The following is a 17950-nucleotide window of genomic DNA, read 5'->3' as shown; positions in this document are numbered from 1 at the left end:
GGATCCGAATGCCACAACGGCGGAGAAGGCGGCGACAAGCACCGTGCGAAGCATTCTCTTACGCATAGTCGGCTTCGTCCTCACTTGAAGGTCCCCTCTTCCCCCGTCGAGTAAGACGATGGCTCATTCAGGCACGTCATGGCCACACAATCGATGCATCATGTTCCTGCATGTTCAGGACCCTGGGGGGTGGAGATTTGGCAACGAATCAGGCAAAAGGGACGCATCCCCATGCTGCTACGGAGCTGTGTGAGGAAGGTCGCCGTCTTTATGCGAACGCCCTCCGCACGGGACGTATCGCCCGCGAGGACGTTGAGCCCGCCCCTTGCCTCATGGAGTTGGCCCTGCTCCACCCCGATCCTGACGACGCGACCTTGCTGCGCCCGGTTCTTCCCTCAGTCGCCCTGGCCCAGCGGCTCAATCCCATAGAGCGCGAGATCACCGAACGCAGGCAGTTGTCCATCGAGCTGGCCAACGCATTCGAGCCGTTCATGGCGCTCAGCGCCCAGGTGACGGCGTCCACGCATTCGATCACCGTATTGGAAGGGCTCGACCGCATCAACGAGGCGCTCGACCTGGCGACGGCGCAGTGTCAGAACGAGATGCTCACGGTTCAGCCGAGCCACCGCCATCCGGAGCGCAGGCTCATCGAAGCGCTGGAGCGTGACAAGCCCCTCATCGAACGGGGGGTACGGATCCGGACCCTGTATCAGCACACCGCCAGGTACAGCCCCGAGAGGCTCGCGTGGGTGGATCATTTCCCCGACGGCAAGGCGGAGTACCGCACCATCGACGAACTTGTCGAGCGCCTCATCATCTGCGACGAGACGGTCGCGTTCATCCCCACACGCGACGACCGGCAGGTCGCCCTGGAACTACGCCACCCCGGCCTTGTCCGTTACCTGATCAAAGTCTTCGAGTTCATGTGGAACCGCGCCGTGCCGCTGAGCGCCGGCGCCCCCTACGAGACCGCCCCCGACGGCATAACCGACATCCAGCACTCCATAGCCAAGCTCCTCGTCGAAGGCCACGTCGACGAGGCCATAGCCCGCCGCCTGGGCATGAACGTCCGCACCTGCCGGGCCCACATAGCCAAGCTGGCCACCGCTCTCGGCAGCGGCAGCCGTGCCCAACTCGGCTACCTCATAGCCCAGTCGGGGATCCTGGACCAGGACCAGCGGTCATCGGGCGGAGAGAACGGCCCGTGACCACGCGGAGGCACGGCCACGACAGGGAGGAACTGTGTGATGCGGGGACGCAGATCTACGAACGAGCCCTGCGCGAAGGCCGCGTATCCGGCGAAGAGGCCGCCGCGGCGCCCTGTCTGATCGACTTCGGCCTGCTGCACCCGGCCGTCGACGACCTGAACCGGCTGGAGCCGGTCGCACCCGCCGTCGCCCTGCACCGGCTGCTGAGGGCGTCCGAGGACCGGATCGCCGAAGAGCGGCGACGGGAGGAACGGCTGGCGGAGACCTTCGCGGGGCTGATGCGGATCCAGGGCCGGCCCGCGGAGATCGAGGGCTCGGCGACGATCAGGGTGCTCAGCGGCATGGAGCGCATCAACCAGGTCATCACCGAGGCCATGGCCGACGCAACGCAGGAAGTGCTCTCCATCCAGCCCTACAACAACGCACGCAGCGAGGCCGCAGCGGCCGTCGCCCTGGAACGCGATCAGGCCCTCCTCGACCGCGGCGGTCGCATCCGCACCCTGTACCAGCACACGCAACGCCACGCGCCCCTGGTCATGGCCCGGTACGAGCAGTTGAGGGGCGATGTCGAGGCACGGACCCTCGACGAGGTCACCGAACGACTCATCGTCGTCGACCACGCCGTCGCCTTCATCCCGGCGAGCAAGGACCGCACGCTTGCCCTCGACGTCCGCAACCCGGCTCTGGTCGACTACTTCGTCACCACCTTCCACCGCCTCTGGCGCCTGGCCACGCCCATGCACCCCGAGACCGTCAAGCGCCCGACTCTCAACGGCATCACCCCCCGCCAGCGCGCCATCGCGAGCCTCCTCGTCGAAGGCCACACCGACGCCGTGATCGCCGACCGCCTCGGCATGAACATCCGCACCGCCCGGGTGCACATCGCCAAACTCGCCGCGACGCTGGGCAGCGAGAGCCGTGCCCAACTCGGCTATCTCATCGGCCGGTCGGGGATTCTTGACCAGGAAGCCCCGGCATCCCCTGCACCCCCGTCGCTCCGGGCCCCCCAGGCACCCCGGCCACTGTGATCACCCCGTCCCCGGAAGACGACGCCCGCGGCCGGTCCAGGCCCACCTGTGCTATCCGGACCCCGAGTTGCGTACGGCTCGCCGCCCCCAGCGTCTCCGACAGCCGCGCGATGTGCGCCCGGCAGGTACGGACGCTTATCCCCAGGCGCTCCGCGATCACGGCGTCCTGGTGCCCCTCGGCGAGCAGCGCGGCGATGGACTGTTCGCGATGGGAGATGCCCTCGATCCCCGTGTCCGGCAGCGGGGCCGTCAGCGGGATCGCCAGCCGCCACAGCCGCTCGAACACCGTCACCAGATAGTGCACCAGCGCCGGATGCCGCAGTTCCAGGGCCATCGTGCGGTCCGCGTTCGCCGGGACGAAGGCCACCGTGCGGTCGAAGAGGATCAGCCGGTCGATCACCTCGTCGAGCGTGCGGGCCTCGACCGAATCGCCCATGAGCTCCAGGTAGTTGAGCAGGCCCTGTCCGTGCCGGGCCACGTGGGTGTACAGGTCCCGCATCCGCACACCCCGCCCGCGCAACGCCAGCGCCCGGTGCAGGCCCTCGGTCAGCTCGTGCTCGGGACGGATGCCGCCGGGCTGCACCGTCAGCACCTCCGTCGTGCAGGCCTCCGTCGCCGCGTCCAGGGCCCCCTGGATACGGGAGGCGCCGTCCAGCACCCGGATCGCCGTGCCCTCCGCGCCGGACGCCTGCGGCTGCTGCGGACCGAGACCGGCGTACCACTCGAACGCCGCCACCGCCGACCCCACCCGCCGCTGACTCGCGCTGACCTCGTCGTACACCCCGCGCAGCAGCCGCGTCATGACCTCCTGCGGGGACGTCGGCACCAGCCAGTCCATGTCGTCGGGGTCGGGGTGCAGCAGCGCCAGCTCCAGCAGGCAGGGCACCGGCTCGGCGTCCCGGCGCGGCACACGACCACGCCGTACGGCCCGGGAATACACGCGGTCCCCGGCCTCGCACAGCCGGTCGGCACCGTGCGGATGTTCCTCCGCCCCGTGCCCGGCCATCGCCCATCCACCCCCGGTCCTCGCCTCATTCGCCGGCCCAGTCCTGGTCCAGGGACCCACCGTGCACACCCTTCGGGCCTACGGTTCACTCGCGCTTCCGCAGCGCAACTATGCGCGGACCGGCCGTGCTCCGCAACACGGCTCCCGCCGGGACGGGCGTCGTAAACCACCGATAACTCCCGCTATTTCCTGGCCTCCGTCCGCCGAGTTGCAACAAGCTGGGGGTGTCGGCCCGGCCTTTGCCGTGTGCGCAGCAAAGCACCTCGCCCCCTCCCTCCCTTGGGCTGTTCGGCGGCTCGACCACCCCGGACGCCTCCCTTCCGCGTGCATCTCCCGGAAATCCCCCAGTGATCACCGCGTTACACCCCGCACTTAACGTCAGCCCATGGCGGACATATTTGACGCGTACGCGTTGGCCGACGCGTGGGACGAGATGTTTGAGCGGCCGGGTGAGGTCAGGACCGCCTATGAGCCGGTGCTGGCTGCGCTTCAGCCGATCGAGCCGAGTGAACTGCGGTTCAGGGCCGACCAGATGGCGCGGGCGTTCACCGACAGAGGCGTGACCTACGCCTTCGCGGGCGAGGAGCGGCCCTGGCCGCTGGACCTCGTGCCCCGCATTCTCGACGCCCTCGAATGGGATCTCATACAACGCGGCGTCGCTCAGCGGGTGCGCGCCCTGGAGGCCTACCTCGCCGACGCCTACGGACACGCCCGCGCCTTCGAGGACGGCGTCGTGCCCTGGCGGCTGCTGCTCAACTCCCCCCATTTCCACCGGGCGGCCCACGGCATCGAGCCACCGGGCGGGGTCCGGATCCACGTCGCCGGCATCGACCTGGTGCGCGACGAGGCGGGCGACTTCCGGGTGCTGGAGGACAACGTCCGGGTGCCCAGCGGCGTTTCGTACGTCATCGAGAACCGCCGGGCCATGACCCGGATCTTCCCCTCCCTCTTCGCCGAACAGCACGTCCTGCCGGTCGACGGCTACGCGCAGAAGCTGCTCGCCGCCCTGCGCGCCGCCGCACCCGACGGGACGGATGATCCGCGCGTCGTCGTGTTGACCCCCGGGCCCAACAACGCCGCCTACTTCGAACACGCCCTGCTGGCCCGGCTGATGGGTGTGCAGCTCGTCGAGGGGCACGACCTCGTCTGCCGCGGCAACCGGGTGTGGATGCGGACGACCCGCGGCGAGGTCCCCGTCCACGTCGTATACCGGCGGCTGGACGACGATTTCCTGGATCCGCTCCACTTCCGGCCCGACTCGGTGATCGGCTGCCCCGGCATCCTCAGCGCGGCCATGGCCGGCAACGTCACACTCGCGAACGCCGTCGGGAACGGGATCGCCGACGACAAGCTCCTCTACACCTACGTCCCGGACCTCGTCCGGTACTACCTCGGCGAGGAGCCGGTCCTCCCGAACGTCGAGTCCTACCGCCCCGACGAGCCAGGTCAGCTGGATGCCGTGCTCGACCAGATCGAACAGCTCGTCATCAAGCCCGTCGACGGCGCCGGCGGCCAGGGCATCGTCATCGGGCCCCGGGCCGACCGCGAGACGATCGAGCGCACTCGCAAAGCCGTCATCGCCGACCCGCGCGGCTTCATCGCCCAGCGGCCCGTCGCCCTGTCCACCTCCCCCACCCTCGCGGGCGAACGCATGGCACCGCGCCACATCGACCTGCGCCCCTTCGCCGTCAACGACGGCAACGATGTCTGGGTGCTGCCCGGCGGCCTCACCCGCGTCGCCCTCCAGGAGGGCAACCTGATCGTCAACTCCAGCCAGGGCGGCGGCTCCAAGGACACCTGGGTGCTGGCCGAGGGGCCGGCGGAGTCCCCCGCGCCGCTGAGCGCCGGCGATCCCCTCGCGGTCGCCCCCCGTCAGCTCGGACCCGACGGGACCCCCACCGTCGTACAGGAAGGGGCGCAGCAGCAGTGAACGACGTGATCCTCTCCCGCATCGCCGAGGCCCTGACCTGGACCGGACGCTATGTCGAGCGTGCCGACGCCACGGGCCGGATCCTCGACGCCTATCTCCACCGCATGCTGGAGGACCCCTGGCGCGACGAGGACGTGGCCTGCCGGTCGCTGTACGCGATCCTCGGGATGGACGCCGGCGGCGCACCGGTGGACATGCAACAGGTGCTCGACCAGCTGGCCTTCGACGCCCGCTCGACCGGGTCGATCGAGGGCGCGCTGGGTGCCGCCCGGCTCAATGCGCGCAGTGCCCGTGAGGCGGTCTCCTCCGAGATGTGGGAGTGCCTGAACTCGACGTGGCATGCCCTCGCCGACCAGCGGCTCGCGGCCCGGCGGACGGGCCCGTACGCGTATCTGGAGCTGGTGCGCAGGCGGGCGGCGTTGTTCTTCGGGCTGGCCGACTCGACGATGAGCCGGGACGACAGCTGGCGTTTCGTCGTCCTGGGCCGCAGCCTGGAACGGGTGGACATGACCGTACGGCTGCTGTCGGTGCGGGTGCTGGACGCCGCTCACGCGCCCGACTGGCCGACCCTGCTGAGCGCGTCCGGCGCCGACGAGGCGTACGCGCGGGTGTACGGCGGCTTCGGCGACACCCCTCGGGTGGCCGAATTCCTGCTGCTGGACCGTGACTTCCCGCGCTCGGCACTGCACGCACTGACCACGGCGGAGGAGTGCCTCACCGCCCTCGGCCGCCCCCGTCAGGACCCGGCGCGCCGGCCGATCGGCCGGATGCGCACCCGCCTCGAATACCTGGACACCCACGCCCTGGAGGACCAACTGCCGCTGCTGCTGCGGGACTTGCAGCAAGCCTGCATGACCTCGGCGGACGCCGTGGCGGACCGGTTCTTCCCGTACCAGGGGCCCGTCGAGTGGGCCCAGGAAGGAGCGTGAGCATGGCCACCGCAGTGTCCCGCCGCCTCCGCATCAAGCACGTCACGAAGGTCTCGTACGCCCAGCCGGCGGCCTCGTCCCACAACGAGGTCCGCATGACCCCGCTGACCCTGCCGGGCCAGACCACGCTGGACGCCCGGGTCACCGTCAGCCCGTCGACGCCCACCTGGTCGTACTGGGACTACTGGGGCACCCAGGTCACCGGCTTCGACCTCATCGACCCGCACGCCGACCTCACCATCACGGCGTCCAGCCTGGTCGAGACGTCCCCGCCGGGCCCGCCGCCCCCGGCGCCCACCTGGGCCGAGGTGGCCGAAAGCGTCGCCGGCTCGCGCCTGCTGGAGTTCGCGGGCGCCACCGCCCGTACGACCGTCCCCGCCGCGCTGGTCGACAAGGCGCGCGAGGCGGCGGCCGGTCTCGACCCGCACGAGACGGCGGTGGCGGTGGCGGCGCTGGTCGCCGACCGGGTCGGGTACCTCCCCGGCGCCACGGGCGTGAACACCTCCGCCGCCGAGGCCTGGGAGCAAGGGGCGGGTGTCTGCCAGGACATCGCCCATCTCACCATCGCGCTGCTGCGCGGCCTGGGGCTGCCGACCCGCTATGTCTCCGGCTACCTCCACCCCGAGCGGGAGGCGGAGCTGCACCGCCCCGTGGCCGGGCAGTCCCACGCCTGGATCGAGTACTGGGCGGGCGACTGGTGCGGCTACGACCCCACCAACCGCACCCGGGCGGACGAGTCCCACGTCGTGGTCGGCCGTGGCCGGGACTACGACGACGTCACCCCGCACAAGGGCATCTACCGGGGAGTGCCGGGCGGGCCGCCGGAGGTGACGGTGGAGTTCACGAGGGTGGCCTGAACGGGAGGGCGGCCTGACCGGGAGGGCGGCCTACTTGCTGAGCCCGATCCGCCGGCAGTCGGCCTTGTACTCGGCCGTGCAGATGTCGGACAGCTGGTGGATGCCGTCCGCGACGACGGTCTTCTTGATGTTGTCCTGGGTCAGGGCGACCACGGGGACCAGCAGCGCCGGGATGTCCTTGTCGGTCGGGCTGTCGACCTGGTCCTGGGTGAGGGAGTCGAACTGGATGTCCTTGCCCTGGACCTTGGCCACCGCCATCTGCGCGGCGCTCTCGGCCTCCTGCGGGTACGACTTGTACACGCTCATGTACTGCTCGCCGGTCACGATCCGCTGGACGGCGTCCAGTTCGGCGTCCTGCCCGGTGATCGGCGGCAGCTTGGTGACGCCCGCGGCCTCCAGGGCCTTGATGACGCCGCCGGCCATGCCGTCGTTGGCGGCATAGACGCCCTTGATGTTGCTCACGCCGATCGACTGGATCGCCTGGGCCATGTTGGCCTGGGCGTTCTCCGGCTTCCAGTCCTTGGTGTCGTACGACTTGGCGATGTCCACCGCGCCGTTGAGCTCGGAGAGGGCGCCCGCCTTGAACTGCTTGGCGTTGGGGTCGGTGGGCGAGCCGTTCATCATGACGATCTTGTCGGAGGAGTCGACCTCGCCCATCGCCTCCAGGAGGCTGCGCCCCTGGACCTCGCCGACCAGTTCGTTGTCGAAGGAGACGTACGCGTCGATCGGCCCCTCGGCCAGGCGGTCGTAGGCGATGACCGGGATCCCGGCCTCCTTGGCCTTCTGCACGCCGTCGGCGATGGCGTGCGAGTCGACGGCGTCCAGCAGGATCACGTCGACCTGGTCGTCGATCATCTGCTGCAGCTGGGTCGCCTGCTTGGCCGCGTTGGCGCCGGCGTTCAGGTACTTGACCTTGCCCTGCTTGTCGGTGAGCTCGAGGACCTTGCTCCTGATGATGGGGTAGTCGAACTTGTCGTAGCGCGTGTTCGCGGTCTCCGGCAGCAGCAGCCCCACCGTGAGGTCGTTGCCCTTGGTCGGGCTCGCCTCAGCGCTGTCCCCACTGACGCCCAGCACCCCGCACGCGGCGAGCGAAAGGGTCATCGTGGACGCGGCGGCCACGGCGGTGGCGATACGACGCGTGGGGCGCATGGGACGCATATGAGGAGCTCACTTCTGGTGCCATCGGGACATGGGCGCGCCATTGCGCCCAGATGACTGAAAAGCCAACGCGCCGACGGCCCCCAGCGTCAAGCGGAACCACTTAACGAGTGCGCAACACCACGCTCCGCAGCATATGTGAAGACATGACGGAACCTCTCCAAACACCCATTACACCCTCTCCGTCGAACCTTGATCGAACAGTCGGCCAAGATCCGCACAACCAAGCCCAATCCCTACGAGTCGTGATCACGAAGGCCGCCTGCCCCGCCCTCCCCTAATCGATCAGAGGATCGAATGAACCCAGCCAGACGCACGACCACCGCGACCGCGGCCGGTACGGCCGTCAGACCGGTGGGCGCGGAGGGCGCCCAGAACTGCGGCGGCAGCGCGACACCGAGGAGGACTTCTCGTACGTCACGGTGACGGAACCGGTGAGTACACCGGAGAGAACTTCGGTGCGCTGACCCGTACAACCAACTCCGCCCCCCGTGAGTCGTGATCACGACAGCCCTGCTCCCGGCTGTCCTGCTCAGACTCCGAGGACCGAATGAACCCACCGAGACGCACGACCGCCGCGGCCGCGGCCGCCGTCGTGCTCGCCACCGCAGGCGGCCTGCTCACCGCCTCCGCCGCCCCGGCCTCCGCGGCCACGACCTGCACGTCGCCGGTCTTCAAGCGGCAGTTCTTCGCGAACACCACCTTCTCCGGAACGCCGAAGAAGACCGACTGCGACTCGGTCATCGACCAGAACTGGGGCACCGGCGCCCCGGCCTCCGGACTGCCCAGCAACTACTTCGGTGTGCGGTGGTCCGTGACCCGGGACTTCGGCTCCGGCGGCCCCTTCTCCCTCGCCGCCTCCGGACTGGACGGCATCCGCGTCTACCTCGACGGCACCCGCAAGATCGACCTGTGGAAGAACACCTCCACGACCGTCGCCAAGACCGTCAACCTCACCATCCCCTCCGGCAGCCACACCCTCCGCGTCGACTACGTCAACTGGACCGGCTCCGCCAAGGTCAAGTTCACCTACGCCCCCCGCACGGCGGCCACCGTCGACACCGTCAAGCCCCTCGCCCCGACCGGCGCCGCGGTCACCTACGACCCGGCCACCGGCAAGGCCAAGCTCACCTGGGCGAAGAACAAGGAGATGGACCTCGCCGGGTACCGCGTCTACCGGCGGCTCAAGGGGACCGGCGACTACCGCAGGGTCGGCGGCTTCGACCCGCTGACCACGACGTCGTTCACGGAGACGCTCGCGCCCACCGGCGCCGCCTACTACTACGAGGTCCGGGCCGTCGACAAGGCCGGCAACGAGTCGACGGGCAGCGCCGACAAGCTCGTCACCACCGTCGACCGCACCGCCCCGCTGACGCCGGTGCTGTCGGCGAGCGACGACCCCGTGCGCGGGGTCAGCCTCGACTGGCAGGACGACACCTACGACGTGACCTACGACGTGTACCGGGCGGCCGCCGCCGACGGGGAGTTCGTCAAGCTGGGCATCTCGTACGGGTCGAGCCGCGTCGACGAGACCGCGCCCTACGGCGACACCTCGTACTACAAGGTCGTCGCCAAGGACGCCGCCGGCAACACCGCCACCTCGCAGGTCCTCGCCTTCGCCCGGCCGCTGGCCGTGCCCTTCATGGACACCCCGCGCACCAACGACGCGGAGACCGGGATCGAGGTGCGCTGGACGACGTCGAAGGCGGCGCCGACCAGCTTCCGCGTCTACCGCTGGGACCAGTCCGACCCGAACGCCGTCCCCGCGCGGGTGACCTGCGAGTCGTACCGGGTGGGCAACGAGGCCGACTACTACCCGCAGTACGGCTGCACCGACTTCTCCGCCGAGCGGCGCACGAGTTACGGCTACTACGTTACCAGCGTCGACAGCGCGGGCCGCGAGTCGGCTCCCTCACGCACGGCTTACGCGGGCCTCGTGGACACCACCCCGCCGCCCGCCGTCACCGGCCTGACCCACACGAGCACCGAGTACGGCACGGTCCTGGAGTGGGACGAGAACCCCGCCCCGGACCTGGAGTCGTACAACGTCTTCCGGGCGACCGACCTCCGTGACACCGCCACATACGAGCACCTCGCCACGCTCCAGCCCGGCACGACCCGGTTCACCGACCTCAACGTCCCGAACGACGAGAACTGGTTCTACTTCGTGGACTCGGTGGACACGAGCCACAACTCCCTTTACACGCTGAGGGGTTACCCGGAGAGCGTCTCCGCCAACGTGAGCGTCAACGAGTTCGACCTCACCCCCGGCTACACACCCCCGAACACCGCGGCCACGAACCTCTCCGCCCAGGCGGACGAGTCCGGCCACGCGGCGCTGTCGTGGGGCTGCGGCTCCGGCTGCGCGATCACCGGCGTCCACGTGTACCGCTGGGACCGCGCCGCGCAGCAGTACGTTCGGCTGACCGACGTGCCGCTGGCCGCCGACGCCCGCGGCTACACCGACGCGACCACGCCGGCCGGGACCACCAGCTACTACGTCATCTCGTTCGTCGCCGCGGACGGTTCCGAGGCCTACTCCGGTCTCGCCCCCGTCGTGGTCGCCCCGAGCGGAGACTGAGCGTGACCAAGCGAACGACCCGTGTCGTACGGGCCACGGCACCCGCCGTGGTCCTCGCCACCGCGGGCACCCTGCTCGCGACCGTGCCCGCGTCCGCCGCCACGACCTGCACGTCGCCGGTCTTCAAGCGGCAGTTCTTCGCGAACACCACCTTCTCCGGAACGCCGAAGAAGACCGACTGCGACTCGGTCATCGACCAGAACTGGGGCACCGGCGCCCCGGCCTCCGGACTGCCCAGCAACTACTTCGGTGTGCGGTGGTCCGTGACCCGGGACTTCGGCTCCGGCGGCCCCTTCTCCCTCGCCGCCTCCGGACTGGACGGCATCCGCGTCTACCTCGACGGCACCCGCAAGATCGACCTGTGGAAGAACACCTCCACGACCGTCGCCAAGACCGTCAACCTCACCATCCCCTCCGGCAGCCACACCCTCCGCGTCGACTACGTCAACTGGACCGGCTCCGCCAAGGTCAAGTTCACCTACGCCCCCCGCACGGCGGCCACCGTCGACACCGTCAAGCCCCTCGCCCCGACCGGCGCCTCCGCCACGTACGACCCGGAGTCCACCAACATCCAGCTGGCCTGGGCGAAGAACAAGGAGATGGACCTCGCCGGGTACCGCGTCTACCGGCGGCTCAAGGGAACGCCGTACAGCAGTACGCCGCTCACGACGACCACCTCCACCTCGTACAAGGACGCCACCCTCGGGCCGACCGGCGATGCCTACTACTACGAGATCCGCGCCGTCGACAAGGCAGGCAACGAGTCGGCCGGCACCGCCGACATGCTCGTCACCACCGTCGACCGCACCGCCCCCGACGCGCCCACCGGCCTCACGGCGGTCGGCACCACGGGCGGTGTCGCGCTGACCTGGGAGGCCTCCGCGTCGAAGGACGTCGAGCACTACGAGGTGTGGGCCTCGCGGGGCGGCGACCCGGACCCCGACGGGCCCGAACTCGTGACCGGGACGTCGTACCAGCACGTCGTGCCCGAGGACGACGTGAACGTGCCCTACACCTACACCGTGCACGCCGTCGACACCGCGCAGAACATCTCCCCGGTGTCCGGCGCGGTGACCGCGAGCCGGCCCGCGGCGTCGGGCGCGGCGGCGCCGACCGGACTGGCGGGCGAGACCTCCGACGAGATGACGCGTCTGTCGTGGACGGCGTCGCCCGACGAGGTCGGCGGGTACCGCGTGTACCGGCGTACCACCGCCACGGGCGCCTGGACCCACATCGGCAGCGTGGGCGACAACGGGTGGGAGGACCGGCTCGCCCCGGCGGGCAGGGCCTACTACTACGTCGTCACCATGGACGGCACGGGTACCGAGTCGGCGCCCTCCGCCGAGTTCGTCGTGGACCGGCTCACGCCCGCCACCGCGTTCGGGCCGGCCGCGCCGAAGCTGACGCTGGTCTCGACGGGCATTCCCGCCCGGTCCCCGGTCGAGGTGACGGCCGCCCCCGGCGCGGGTGACGAGAGCCGTCTGCTGAAGGGCTACTCCTGGGAGATCTCGGGGGCCTGCGGCGACAGCGGTGTCCACCTGAGCACGACGGGCGCCATCGAGTGGACCCCGCCGTGGAACGGCCCGTGCGCGGTCACCGTGTACGCCGTGGACGCCTATGGGCGTCAGGGCACGCAGAGCTCGTCGCTGGAGTTCTTCGTCGGCCGCTGACATGCGAAGGGCCCGGAGATCGCACCTCCGGGCCCTTCGCACACCTACGCGCCCGCCTAGTCCTTGGCCTTCTTCGGCCGCCACACCACCAGCGCGCTGGTCTGCTGCACCTCCTGATACGGCACCAGATCCCGGCGGTACGACGCGTGCACCGCCGCCTCGCGCTGCTGCATCGCCGCCGCGGCGCCGTCCAGGGCCGACTGCAGTTCCGCGACGCGGGACTGCAGCGCGGCCACCTGGTTCTCCAGTTCGATGATGCGCTTGATGCCGGCCAGGTTGATGCCCTCGTCCTGCGACAACTGCTGGACAGTACGCAGCAGTTCGATGTCGCGGGCCGAGTAACGGCGGCCCCGGCCCGCGGTGCGGTCCGGAGACACCAGGCCCAGGCGGTCGTACTGGCGCAGCGTCTGCGGGTGCAGGCCGGAGAGCTGGGCCGCCACCGAGATGACGTAGACCGGGGTCTCCTCGGTCAGTTCATACGGATTGCGTCGACGGCCGTCCATCTCGATCAAGCTCCCTTCGCGGCCTGGAACAGCTCCGCCCGCGGGTCCTCGCCCGCGGTCGCCTCGCGATACGCCTCCAGCGCGTCACGAGCCTTCCCCGAAAGGTCCTTCGGGACACTCACCTCCACGGTGACCAGCAGGTCTCCGCGGGTGCCGTCCTTGCGGACCGCGCCCTTGCCCCGCGCCCGCATGGTGCGGCCGTTGGGCGTGCCGGGCGGCAGTTTCAGGGTGACCGGCGGTCCGCCCAGGGTGGGCACCCTGACCTCGCCGCCGAGGGCCGCCTCCGTGAAGGTCACGGGGACGGTCACCGTGAGGTTGTCGTCCTTGCGGCCGAACACGGGGTGGGCGTCGACGTGCACGGTGACGTACAGGTCGCCGGCCGGGCCGCCGCGCTCGCCGGGCGCGCCCTTGCCGCGCAGGCGGATGCGCTGCCCGTCGGACACCCCGGCCGGGATGCGGACCTGCATGGTGCGGGACGACTTGGCCCGGCCGCTGCCCTTGCACTCCAGGCAGGGGTGCTCGGCGATCAGGCCGCGCCCCTTGCAGTCCGGGCAGGGGTCGGTGAGGGAGAACCCGCCACCGGAGCCCCGGGCCACCTGCCCGGTGCCGACACAGGTCGGGCACACCCTGGGCGTGCCGTTCTTGTCGCCGGTGCCCGCGCAGGCCTTGCACGGTGACTGGGAGGACATGCGCAACGGGACCGTCGCGCCCTCGATCGCCTCGGTGAAGCTGAGGGTGACCTCGGTGTCGATGTCCTGGCCGCGCCGGGGCTGGGTACGCGTGGTGCCCGTGCCGCCGCGGTTGAACAGGCCCCCGAAGACGTCACCCAGTCCGCCGCCGAAGCCGCCGGCTCCCCCTTGGCCCTGGGCGCCGCCTCCGAAGAGGTCGCCCAGGTCGAAGTTGAAGGAGCCGCCCGCGCCGCCCGGCCCCGGACGGAAGCCGCCGTTGCCGAAGAGGGCGCGCGCCTCGTCGTACTCCTTGCGCTTCTTGGGGTCACCGAGGACGTCGTTCGCCTCGGAGATCTCCTTGAACCGCTCCTCCGCCTTGGCGTTGCCCTTGTTGGCGTCCGGGTGGTACTCGCGGGCGAGCTTGCGGTACGCCTTCTTGATCTCGGCCTCGGTGGCGTCCTTGGGGACGCCGAGGACCTTGTAGTAGTCCTTCTCGATGAAGTCCTTGGTGCTCATCCTCGACGTACCCCCTTTCCGTGGTTCCTCGTTGGGTCAAGCTCAGCCCTCGTCCGGGCCACCGCTCTCCTTGTCGTCGGCTGCCGCGGCCTTCTCGTCGGCCCCTTCGGCCTTGACGGTCTGCGCGCCCGGCTGGGGCTCGGCGACGGCCACCCGCGCGGGGCGGATGGTGCGCTCGCCGATGCGATACCCCGGCTGGAGGATCGCGACGCAGGTCGTCTCGGTGACGTCCGGCGCGTAAGAGTGCATCAGGGCCTCGTGGATCGTCGGGTCGAAGGGCTCGCCCTCCTTGCCGAACTGCTGCAGGCCCATCTTGGCGGCCACGGTCTCCAAGGACTCCGCCACGGACTTGAACCCGCCCACGAGTTCGCCGTGCTCCCGGGCGCGGCCGATGTCGTCGAGCACGGGCAGGAGCTCGGTCAGGAGGTTCGCGATGGCGATCTCCTTGACCGCGATCCGGTCGCGCTCGACGCGGCGGCGGTAGTTCTGGTACTCGGCCTGGAGCCGCTGGAGGTCCGCCGTGCGCTCACCGAGCGCCGTACGCACCTGGTCCAGCTGGGCCACCAGGCCCGCGTCTGCACTGCCGTCCCCGGCCGGGGCCGCCCCCTCGCTGTTCGGCGAGGGTGCGGCCTTCGACTCGGCGTCGTCGGGGGTCGCGCCGGAGGGGACGTCGGGCTTCTCCTCGAAGCCCGGGGTCTCCTCCGTCATTACGCGACACCGTCCTTGCGCTCGTCGTCCACGATCTCGGCGTCGACGACGTCGTCGTCAGCGGCCTTGCCGCCCGCCGTGGCGCCCTCGGGGCCGCCCGCGGCCTGCGCGGACTGGGCGTCGGCGTACATGGCCTGGCCGACCTTCTGGGAGACCGCGGCGACCTTCTCGGTGGCCGTGCGGATCTCGGCGGTGTCCTCGCCCTTGAGCGCGGCCTTCAGCTCCTCGACGGCGGCCTCGACCTCGGTCTTGACCTCGCCGGGGACCTTGTCCTCGTTGTCCTTGAGGAACTTCTCCGTCTGGTAGACGAGCTGCTCGCCCTGGTTGCGGGTCTCGGCGGCCTCGCGGCGGCGGTGGTCCTCCTCCGCGTACTGCTCGGCCTCCTGGCGCATGCGGTCGACCTCGTCCTTCGGCAGCGAGGAGCCGCCGGTGACGGTCATCTTCTGCTCCTTGCCCGTGCCCAGGTCCTTGGCGGTCACGTGCATGATGCCGTTGGCGTCGATGTCGAAGGACACCTCGATCTGCGGGACGCCACGCGGGGCCGGCGGCAGACCGGTCAGCTCGAACATGCCGAGCTTCTTGTTGTACGCCGCGATCTCGCGCTCGCCCTGGTAGACCTGGATCTGCACGGACGGCTGGTTGTCCTCGGCGGTGGTGAAGATCTCCGAACGCTTCGTCGGGATCGTGGTGTTCCGCTCGATGAGCTTGGTCATGATGCCGCCCTTGGTCTCGATACCGAGGGACAGCGGGGTGACGTCGAGGAGCAGGACGTCCTTGACCTCGCCCTTGAGGACACCGGCCTGGAGCGAGGCGCCGATGGCGACGACCTCGTCCGGGTTCACACCCTTGTTGGCCTCCTTGCCGCCGGTCAGCTCCTTGACGAGCTCGGCGACGGCGGGCATACGGGTCGAGCCACCGACGAGGACGACGTGGTCGATCTCGTTGATGGAGACGCCTGCGTCCTTCATGACGTTGAAGAACGGGGTCTTGCAGCGCTCCAGCAGGTCGGCCGTCAGCTGCTGGAACTGAGCCCGGGTGAGCTTCTCGTCCAGGTGCAGCGGGCCCTCGGCGGAGGCGGTGATGTAGGGCAGGTTGATCGAGGTCTCGGTGGAGGAGGACAGCTCGATCTTGGCCTTCTCGGCGGCCTCACGGAGGCGCTGGAGGGCCATCTTGTCCTTGGCGAGGTCCACGCCGTGACCGGACTTGAACTGCTGCACCAGGTAGTCGACGACGCGCTGGTCCCAGTCGTCACCACCGAGGTGGTTGTCACCGTTGGTGGCCTTCACCTCGACGACGCCGTCGCCGATCTCCAGGAGGGACACGTCGAAGGTGCCGCCACCGAGGTCGAAGACGAGGATCGTCTGGTCGTCCTTGTCGAGGCCGTAGGCGAGCGCGGCCGCGGTGGGCTCGTTGACGATACGAAGGACGTTCAGACCGGCGATCTCGCCGGCCTCCTTCGTCGCCTGGCGCTCGGAGTCGTTGAAGTAGGCCGGGACGGTGATGACCGCGTCGGTCACCTTCTCGCCCAGGTAGGCCTCGGCGTCCCGCTTCAGCTTCTGGAGGATGAAGGCGGAGATCTGCTGCGGGTTGAAGGGCTTCCCGTCGAGCTCCATCTTCCAGTCGGTGCCCATGTGACGCTTCACGGACCGGATGGTCCGGTCGACGTTGGTGACCGCCTGACGCTTGGCGACCTCGCCGACGAGCACCTCACCGTTCTTGGCGAAGGCGACGACGGAAGGCGTGGTCCTGGCGCCCTCGGCGTTGGTGATGACGGTGGGCTCGCCGCCCTCCAGAACGCTGACGACGGAGTTAGTCGTGCCCAGGTCGATGCCGACCGCACGTGCCATGGTTGATTCCTCCAGCTGACTTGAGTGGAACGGACTCAAGTGTGCATGACGCCCCACGCCCGGTCAACAGAGCTGAGTCGACCGCACTCAACTCTTATCCGTTCCTTACACGCAACTGCGCGCTGACCTGCGTAGATGTGGAGTGGCCGACCGTCCGAAAGGGATCCCCCACGGGAAACGAGGGTTGACGCCGAGGCCCGTGGACCTTGATCCGCAGCAGTCCGAGGACGACGACGAGGGCGCCCACCCCCACCCAGTACACCCCGGACACGGGAATCCAGGCCATGTGCACGAGGACGCCGACGACCACCCCGGCGGACCCCGCCACCCCCAGGAGGACGGTCACCGCCTGCGGAGTGAGGCCCAACCGGCGCAGCCGGTGGGCGAGGTGATCGGGTCCGCCCCGCAGCAGCGGCCGTCCGGCCAGCCGGCGGGACAGCGTCACGAGGAGCACGTCGGCGACCGCGAGCGCGCTGAGCGAGTAGAGGATGCCCGCGCTCGACGCCGGATCGTGCCCGGCACGGGTCATCACGGCCGACGACGCCAGCACGAACCCGACGAACAGGGACCCGCACGCACCCAGCCCGATCCGCGCGGGGGGCCAGTTGTGCATGAGGAAACCGGTCAGGGCGGCGGCCAGCACGCTCAGCAGCACGGCGAGTTCGTCCATCATCTCGGCGGCCGCGAGGACACCGACACCGAAGGCGGTGACGACCCCGACGGTGCCGGCCACCGCGTCCGCATGGTCGAGGGCCTTGAAGCCGACGGCGACGAGGACGATCCAACCGACGGCCGGCACCCCCAGCAGGAAGCCCGTCTCGCCGTACGGCACCACGCAGGCCGCCGCCACGGCCGTACCGCCGACCACGAACCGCGCCTTCACCCGCCGCACGTCGGCGATCAGCCCGAGGAGGGCGACGGCGCCGCCGGCGATCAGCAGCCGCCTGATCTCGTACCCCAGCGGGGCCACCCCCGCCCACTCCCAGCCGGCGACGACCAGACAGGTCGCGAGGACGACACCCGCACCGCCGAGCAACGGCAGCGGCCGCTGCCGCCGACGGTCGATGATGCCGAGGCGCAGCGCGGGCAGCCGGAACAGCGCCGCAAGGAAGGCGGCGAGGAGGAGGGCGGTGGTGGCGGCGGCGATCCCGTACAGCACGGAGCTAGGTTAGTGCCGTATGCCCCATTACGAGATGAATAACACGATCGGATCTTAAGGCAACCCTCAGCGACTCAGATCACCCCGCGGCTGGCTACAGTGCGACGGAAGATGGGGGTAGTCTCAAACGGACTACCTAAGTTACCGCTTAGTAGTCTCGAGAGGCCGATCCTCTCGACGAT

Annotated in this window: 14 protein-coding genes; 7 read left to right on the top strand and 7 right to left on the bottom strand. The window is 69.9% G+C overall.

What is annotated here, in order from left to right:
* Positions 1-170: 170 nt before the first annotated feature.
* Both ACIBU0_RS07885 and ACIBU0_RS07880 read left to right on the top strand, forming a co-directional pair.
* Positions 171-1208: a helix-turn-helix transcriptional regulator gene (locus ACIBU0_RS07885; protein ID WP_398813250.1), complete on the top strand. Its 1038-nt coding sequence runs from the start codon at positions 171-173 to the stop codon at positions 1206-1208.
* Positions 1205-2236 (top strand): LuxR C-terminal-related transcriptional regulator, encoded by a 1032-nt coding sequence (locus ACIBU0_RS07880; protein WP_398813247.1) that lies wholly within the window; start codon positions 1205-1207, stop codon positions 2234-2236. Before ACIBU0_RS07885 ends, ACIBU0_RS07880 begins: the two co-directional genes overlap by 4 nt.
* Here the strand turns inward: ACIBU0_RS07880 and ACIBU0_RS07875 are convergent.
* Positions 2145-3242 carry a LuxR C-terminal-related transcriptional regulator gene (locus ACIBU0_RS07875; protein WP_398813244.1) on the bottom strand — a complete coding sequence of 366 codons (1098 nt, stop codon included), beginning with the start codon at positions 3240-3242 and terminating at the stop codon, positions 2145-2147. The genes ACIBU0_RS07880 and ACIBU0_RS07875 overlap by 92 nt on opposite strands.
* A 385-nt stretch (positions 3243-3627) precedes the next feature.
* On the opposite strand from ACIBU0_RS07875, the gene ACIBU0_RS07870 reads away from it, so the two are divergent.
* The 3 genes from ACIBU0_RS07870 to ACIBU0_RS07860 are packed head-to-tail and all read left to right on the top strand — an operon-like array spanning position 3628 to position 6958.
* The gene (locus tag ACIBU0_RS07870) at positions 3628-5172 is read left to right on the top strand and encodes a circularly permuted type 2 ATP-grasp protein (protein ID WP_398813240.1); all 1545 of its coding nucleotides are present in this window, start codon (positions 3628-3630) and stop codon (positions 5170-5172) included.
* Positions 5169-6101: an alpha-E domain-containing protein gene (locus ACIBU0_RS07865; protein ID WP_398813237.1), complete on the top strand. Its 933-nt coding sequence runs from the start codon at positions 5169-5171 to the stop codon at positions 6099-6101. Before ACIBU0_RS07870 ends, ACIBU0_RS07865 begins: the two co-directional genes overlap by 4 nt.
* Positions 6102-6103: 2 nt before the next feature.
* Positions 6104-6958 (top strand): transglutaminase domain-containing protein, encoded by an 855-nt coding sequence (locus ACIBU0_RS07860; RefSeq protein WP_398813234.1) that lies wholly within the window; start codon positions 6104-6106, stop codon positions 6956-6958.
* Between the two features lie 30 nt (positions 6959-6988).
* Here the strand turns inward: ACIBU0_RS07860 and ACIBU0_RS07855 are convergent, their stop codons facing one another.
* Positions 6989-8116 (bottom strand): sugar ABC transporter substrate-binding protein, encoded by a 1128-nt coding sequence (locus ACIBU0_RS07855; RefSeq protein ID WP_398813231.1) that lies wholly within the window; start codon positions 8114-8116, stop codon positions 6989-6991.
* A gap of 550 nt (positions 8117-8666) precedes the next feature.
* Here ACIBU0_RS07855 and ACIBU0_RS07850 point away from each other — a divergent pair.
* Together ACIBU0_RS07850 and ACIBU0_RS07845 are read left to right on the top strand one after the other, a co-directional pair.
* Complete coding sequence (locus ACIBU0_RS07850; RefSeq protein ID WP_398813228.1) at positions 8667-10697, top strand: fibronectin type III domain-containing protein; 2031 nt, start codon at positions 8667-8669, stop codon at positions 10695-10697.
* Positions 10698-10699: 2 nt separating this feature from the next.
* Positions 10700-12367: a fibronectin type III domain-containing protein gene (locus ACIBU0_RS07845; protein WP_398813225.1), complete on the top strand. Its 1668-nt coding sequence runs from the start codon at positions 10700-10702 to the stop codon at positions 12365-12367.
* Between the two features lie 56 nt (positions 12368-12423).
* On the opposite strand, the gene ACIBU0_RS07840 is transcribed toward ACIBU0_RS07845, so the two are convergent.
* The 5 genes from ACIBU0_RS07840 to ACIBU0_RS07820 form a co-directional block, all read right to left on the bottom strand.
* A complete protein-coding gene (locus ACIBU0_RS07840; RefSeq protein ID WP_385073133.1) occupies positions 12424-12870 on the bottom strand; it encodes a heat shock protein transcriptional repressor HspR in 447 nt (148 codons plus the stop codon).
* A gap of 5 nt (positions 12871-12875) precedes the next feature.
* Positions 12876-14054: a molecular chaperone DnaJ gene (gene dnaJ, locus ACIBU0_RS07835; protein ID WP_398813222.1), complete on the bottom strand. Its 1179-nt coding sequence runs from the start codon at positions 14052-14054 to the stop codon at positions 12876-12878.
* 42 nt (positions 14055-14096) lie between these two features.
* Entirely contained in the window at positions 14097-14762 is a 666-nt protein-coding gene (gene grpE / locus ACIBU0_RS07830) for a nucleotide exchange factor GrpE (RefSeq protein WP_398813219.1), read from the bottom strand.
* Positions 14762-16609, bottom strand: a complete 1848-nt coding sequence (gene dnaK / locus ACIBU0_RS07825; protein WP_398813217.1) for a molecular chaperone DnaK — start codon at positions 16607-16609, stop codon at positions 14762-14764. Before dnaK ends, grpE begins: the two co-directional genes overlap by 1 nt.
* Before the next feature lie 94 nt (positions 16610-16703).
* Positions 16704-17768, bottom strand: coding sequence for an MraY family glycosyltransferase (locus tag ACIBU0_RS07820; protein ID WP_398813214.1), 1065 nt, complete (start codon positions 17766-17768; stop codon positions 16704-16706).
* Positions 17769-17950 lie beyond the last annotated feature (182 nt).

Origin of the sequence: Streptomyces sp. NPDC049627, from assembly GCF_044465645.1 — a bacterium.
Classification (GTDB): domain Bacteria; phylum Actinomycetota; class Actinomycetes; order Streptomycetales; family Streptomycetaceae; genus Streptomyces.
The sequence above is the reverse complement of the archived record's forward strand: the minus strand, read 5'-3'. Positions and strand labels throughout refer to the sequence as shown.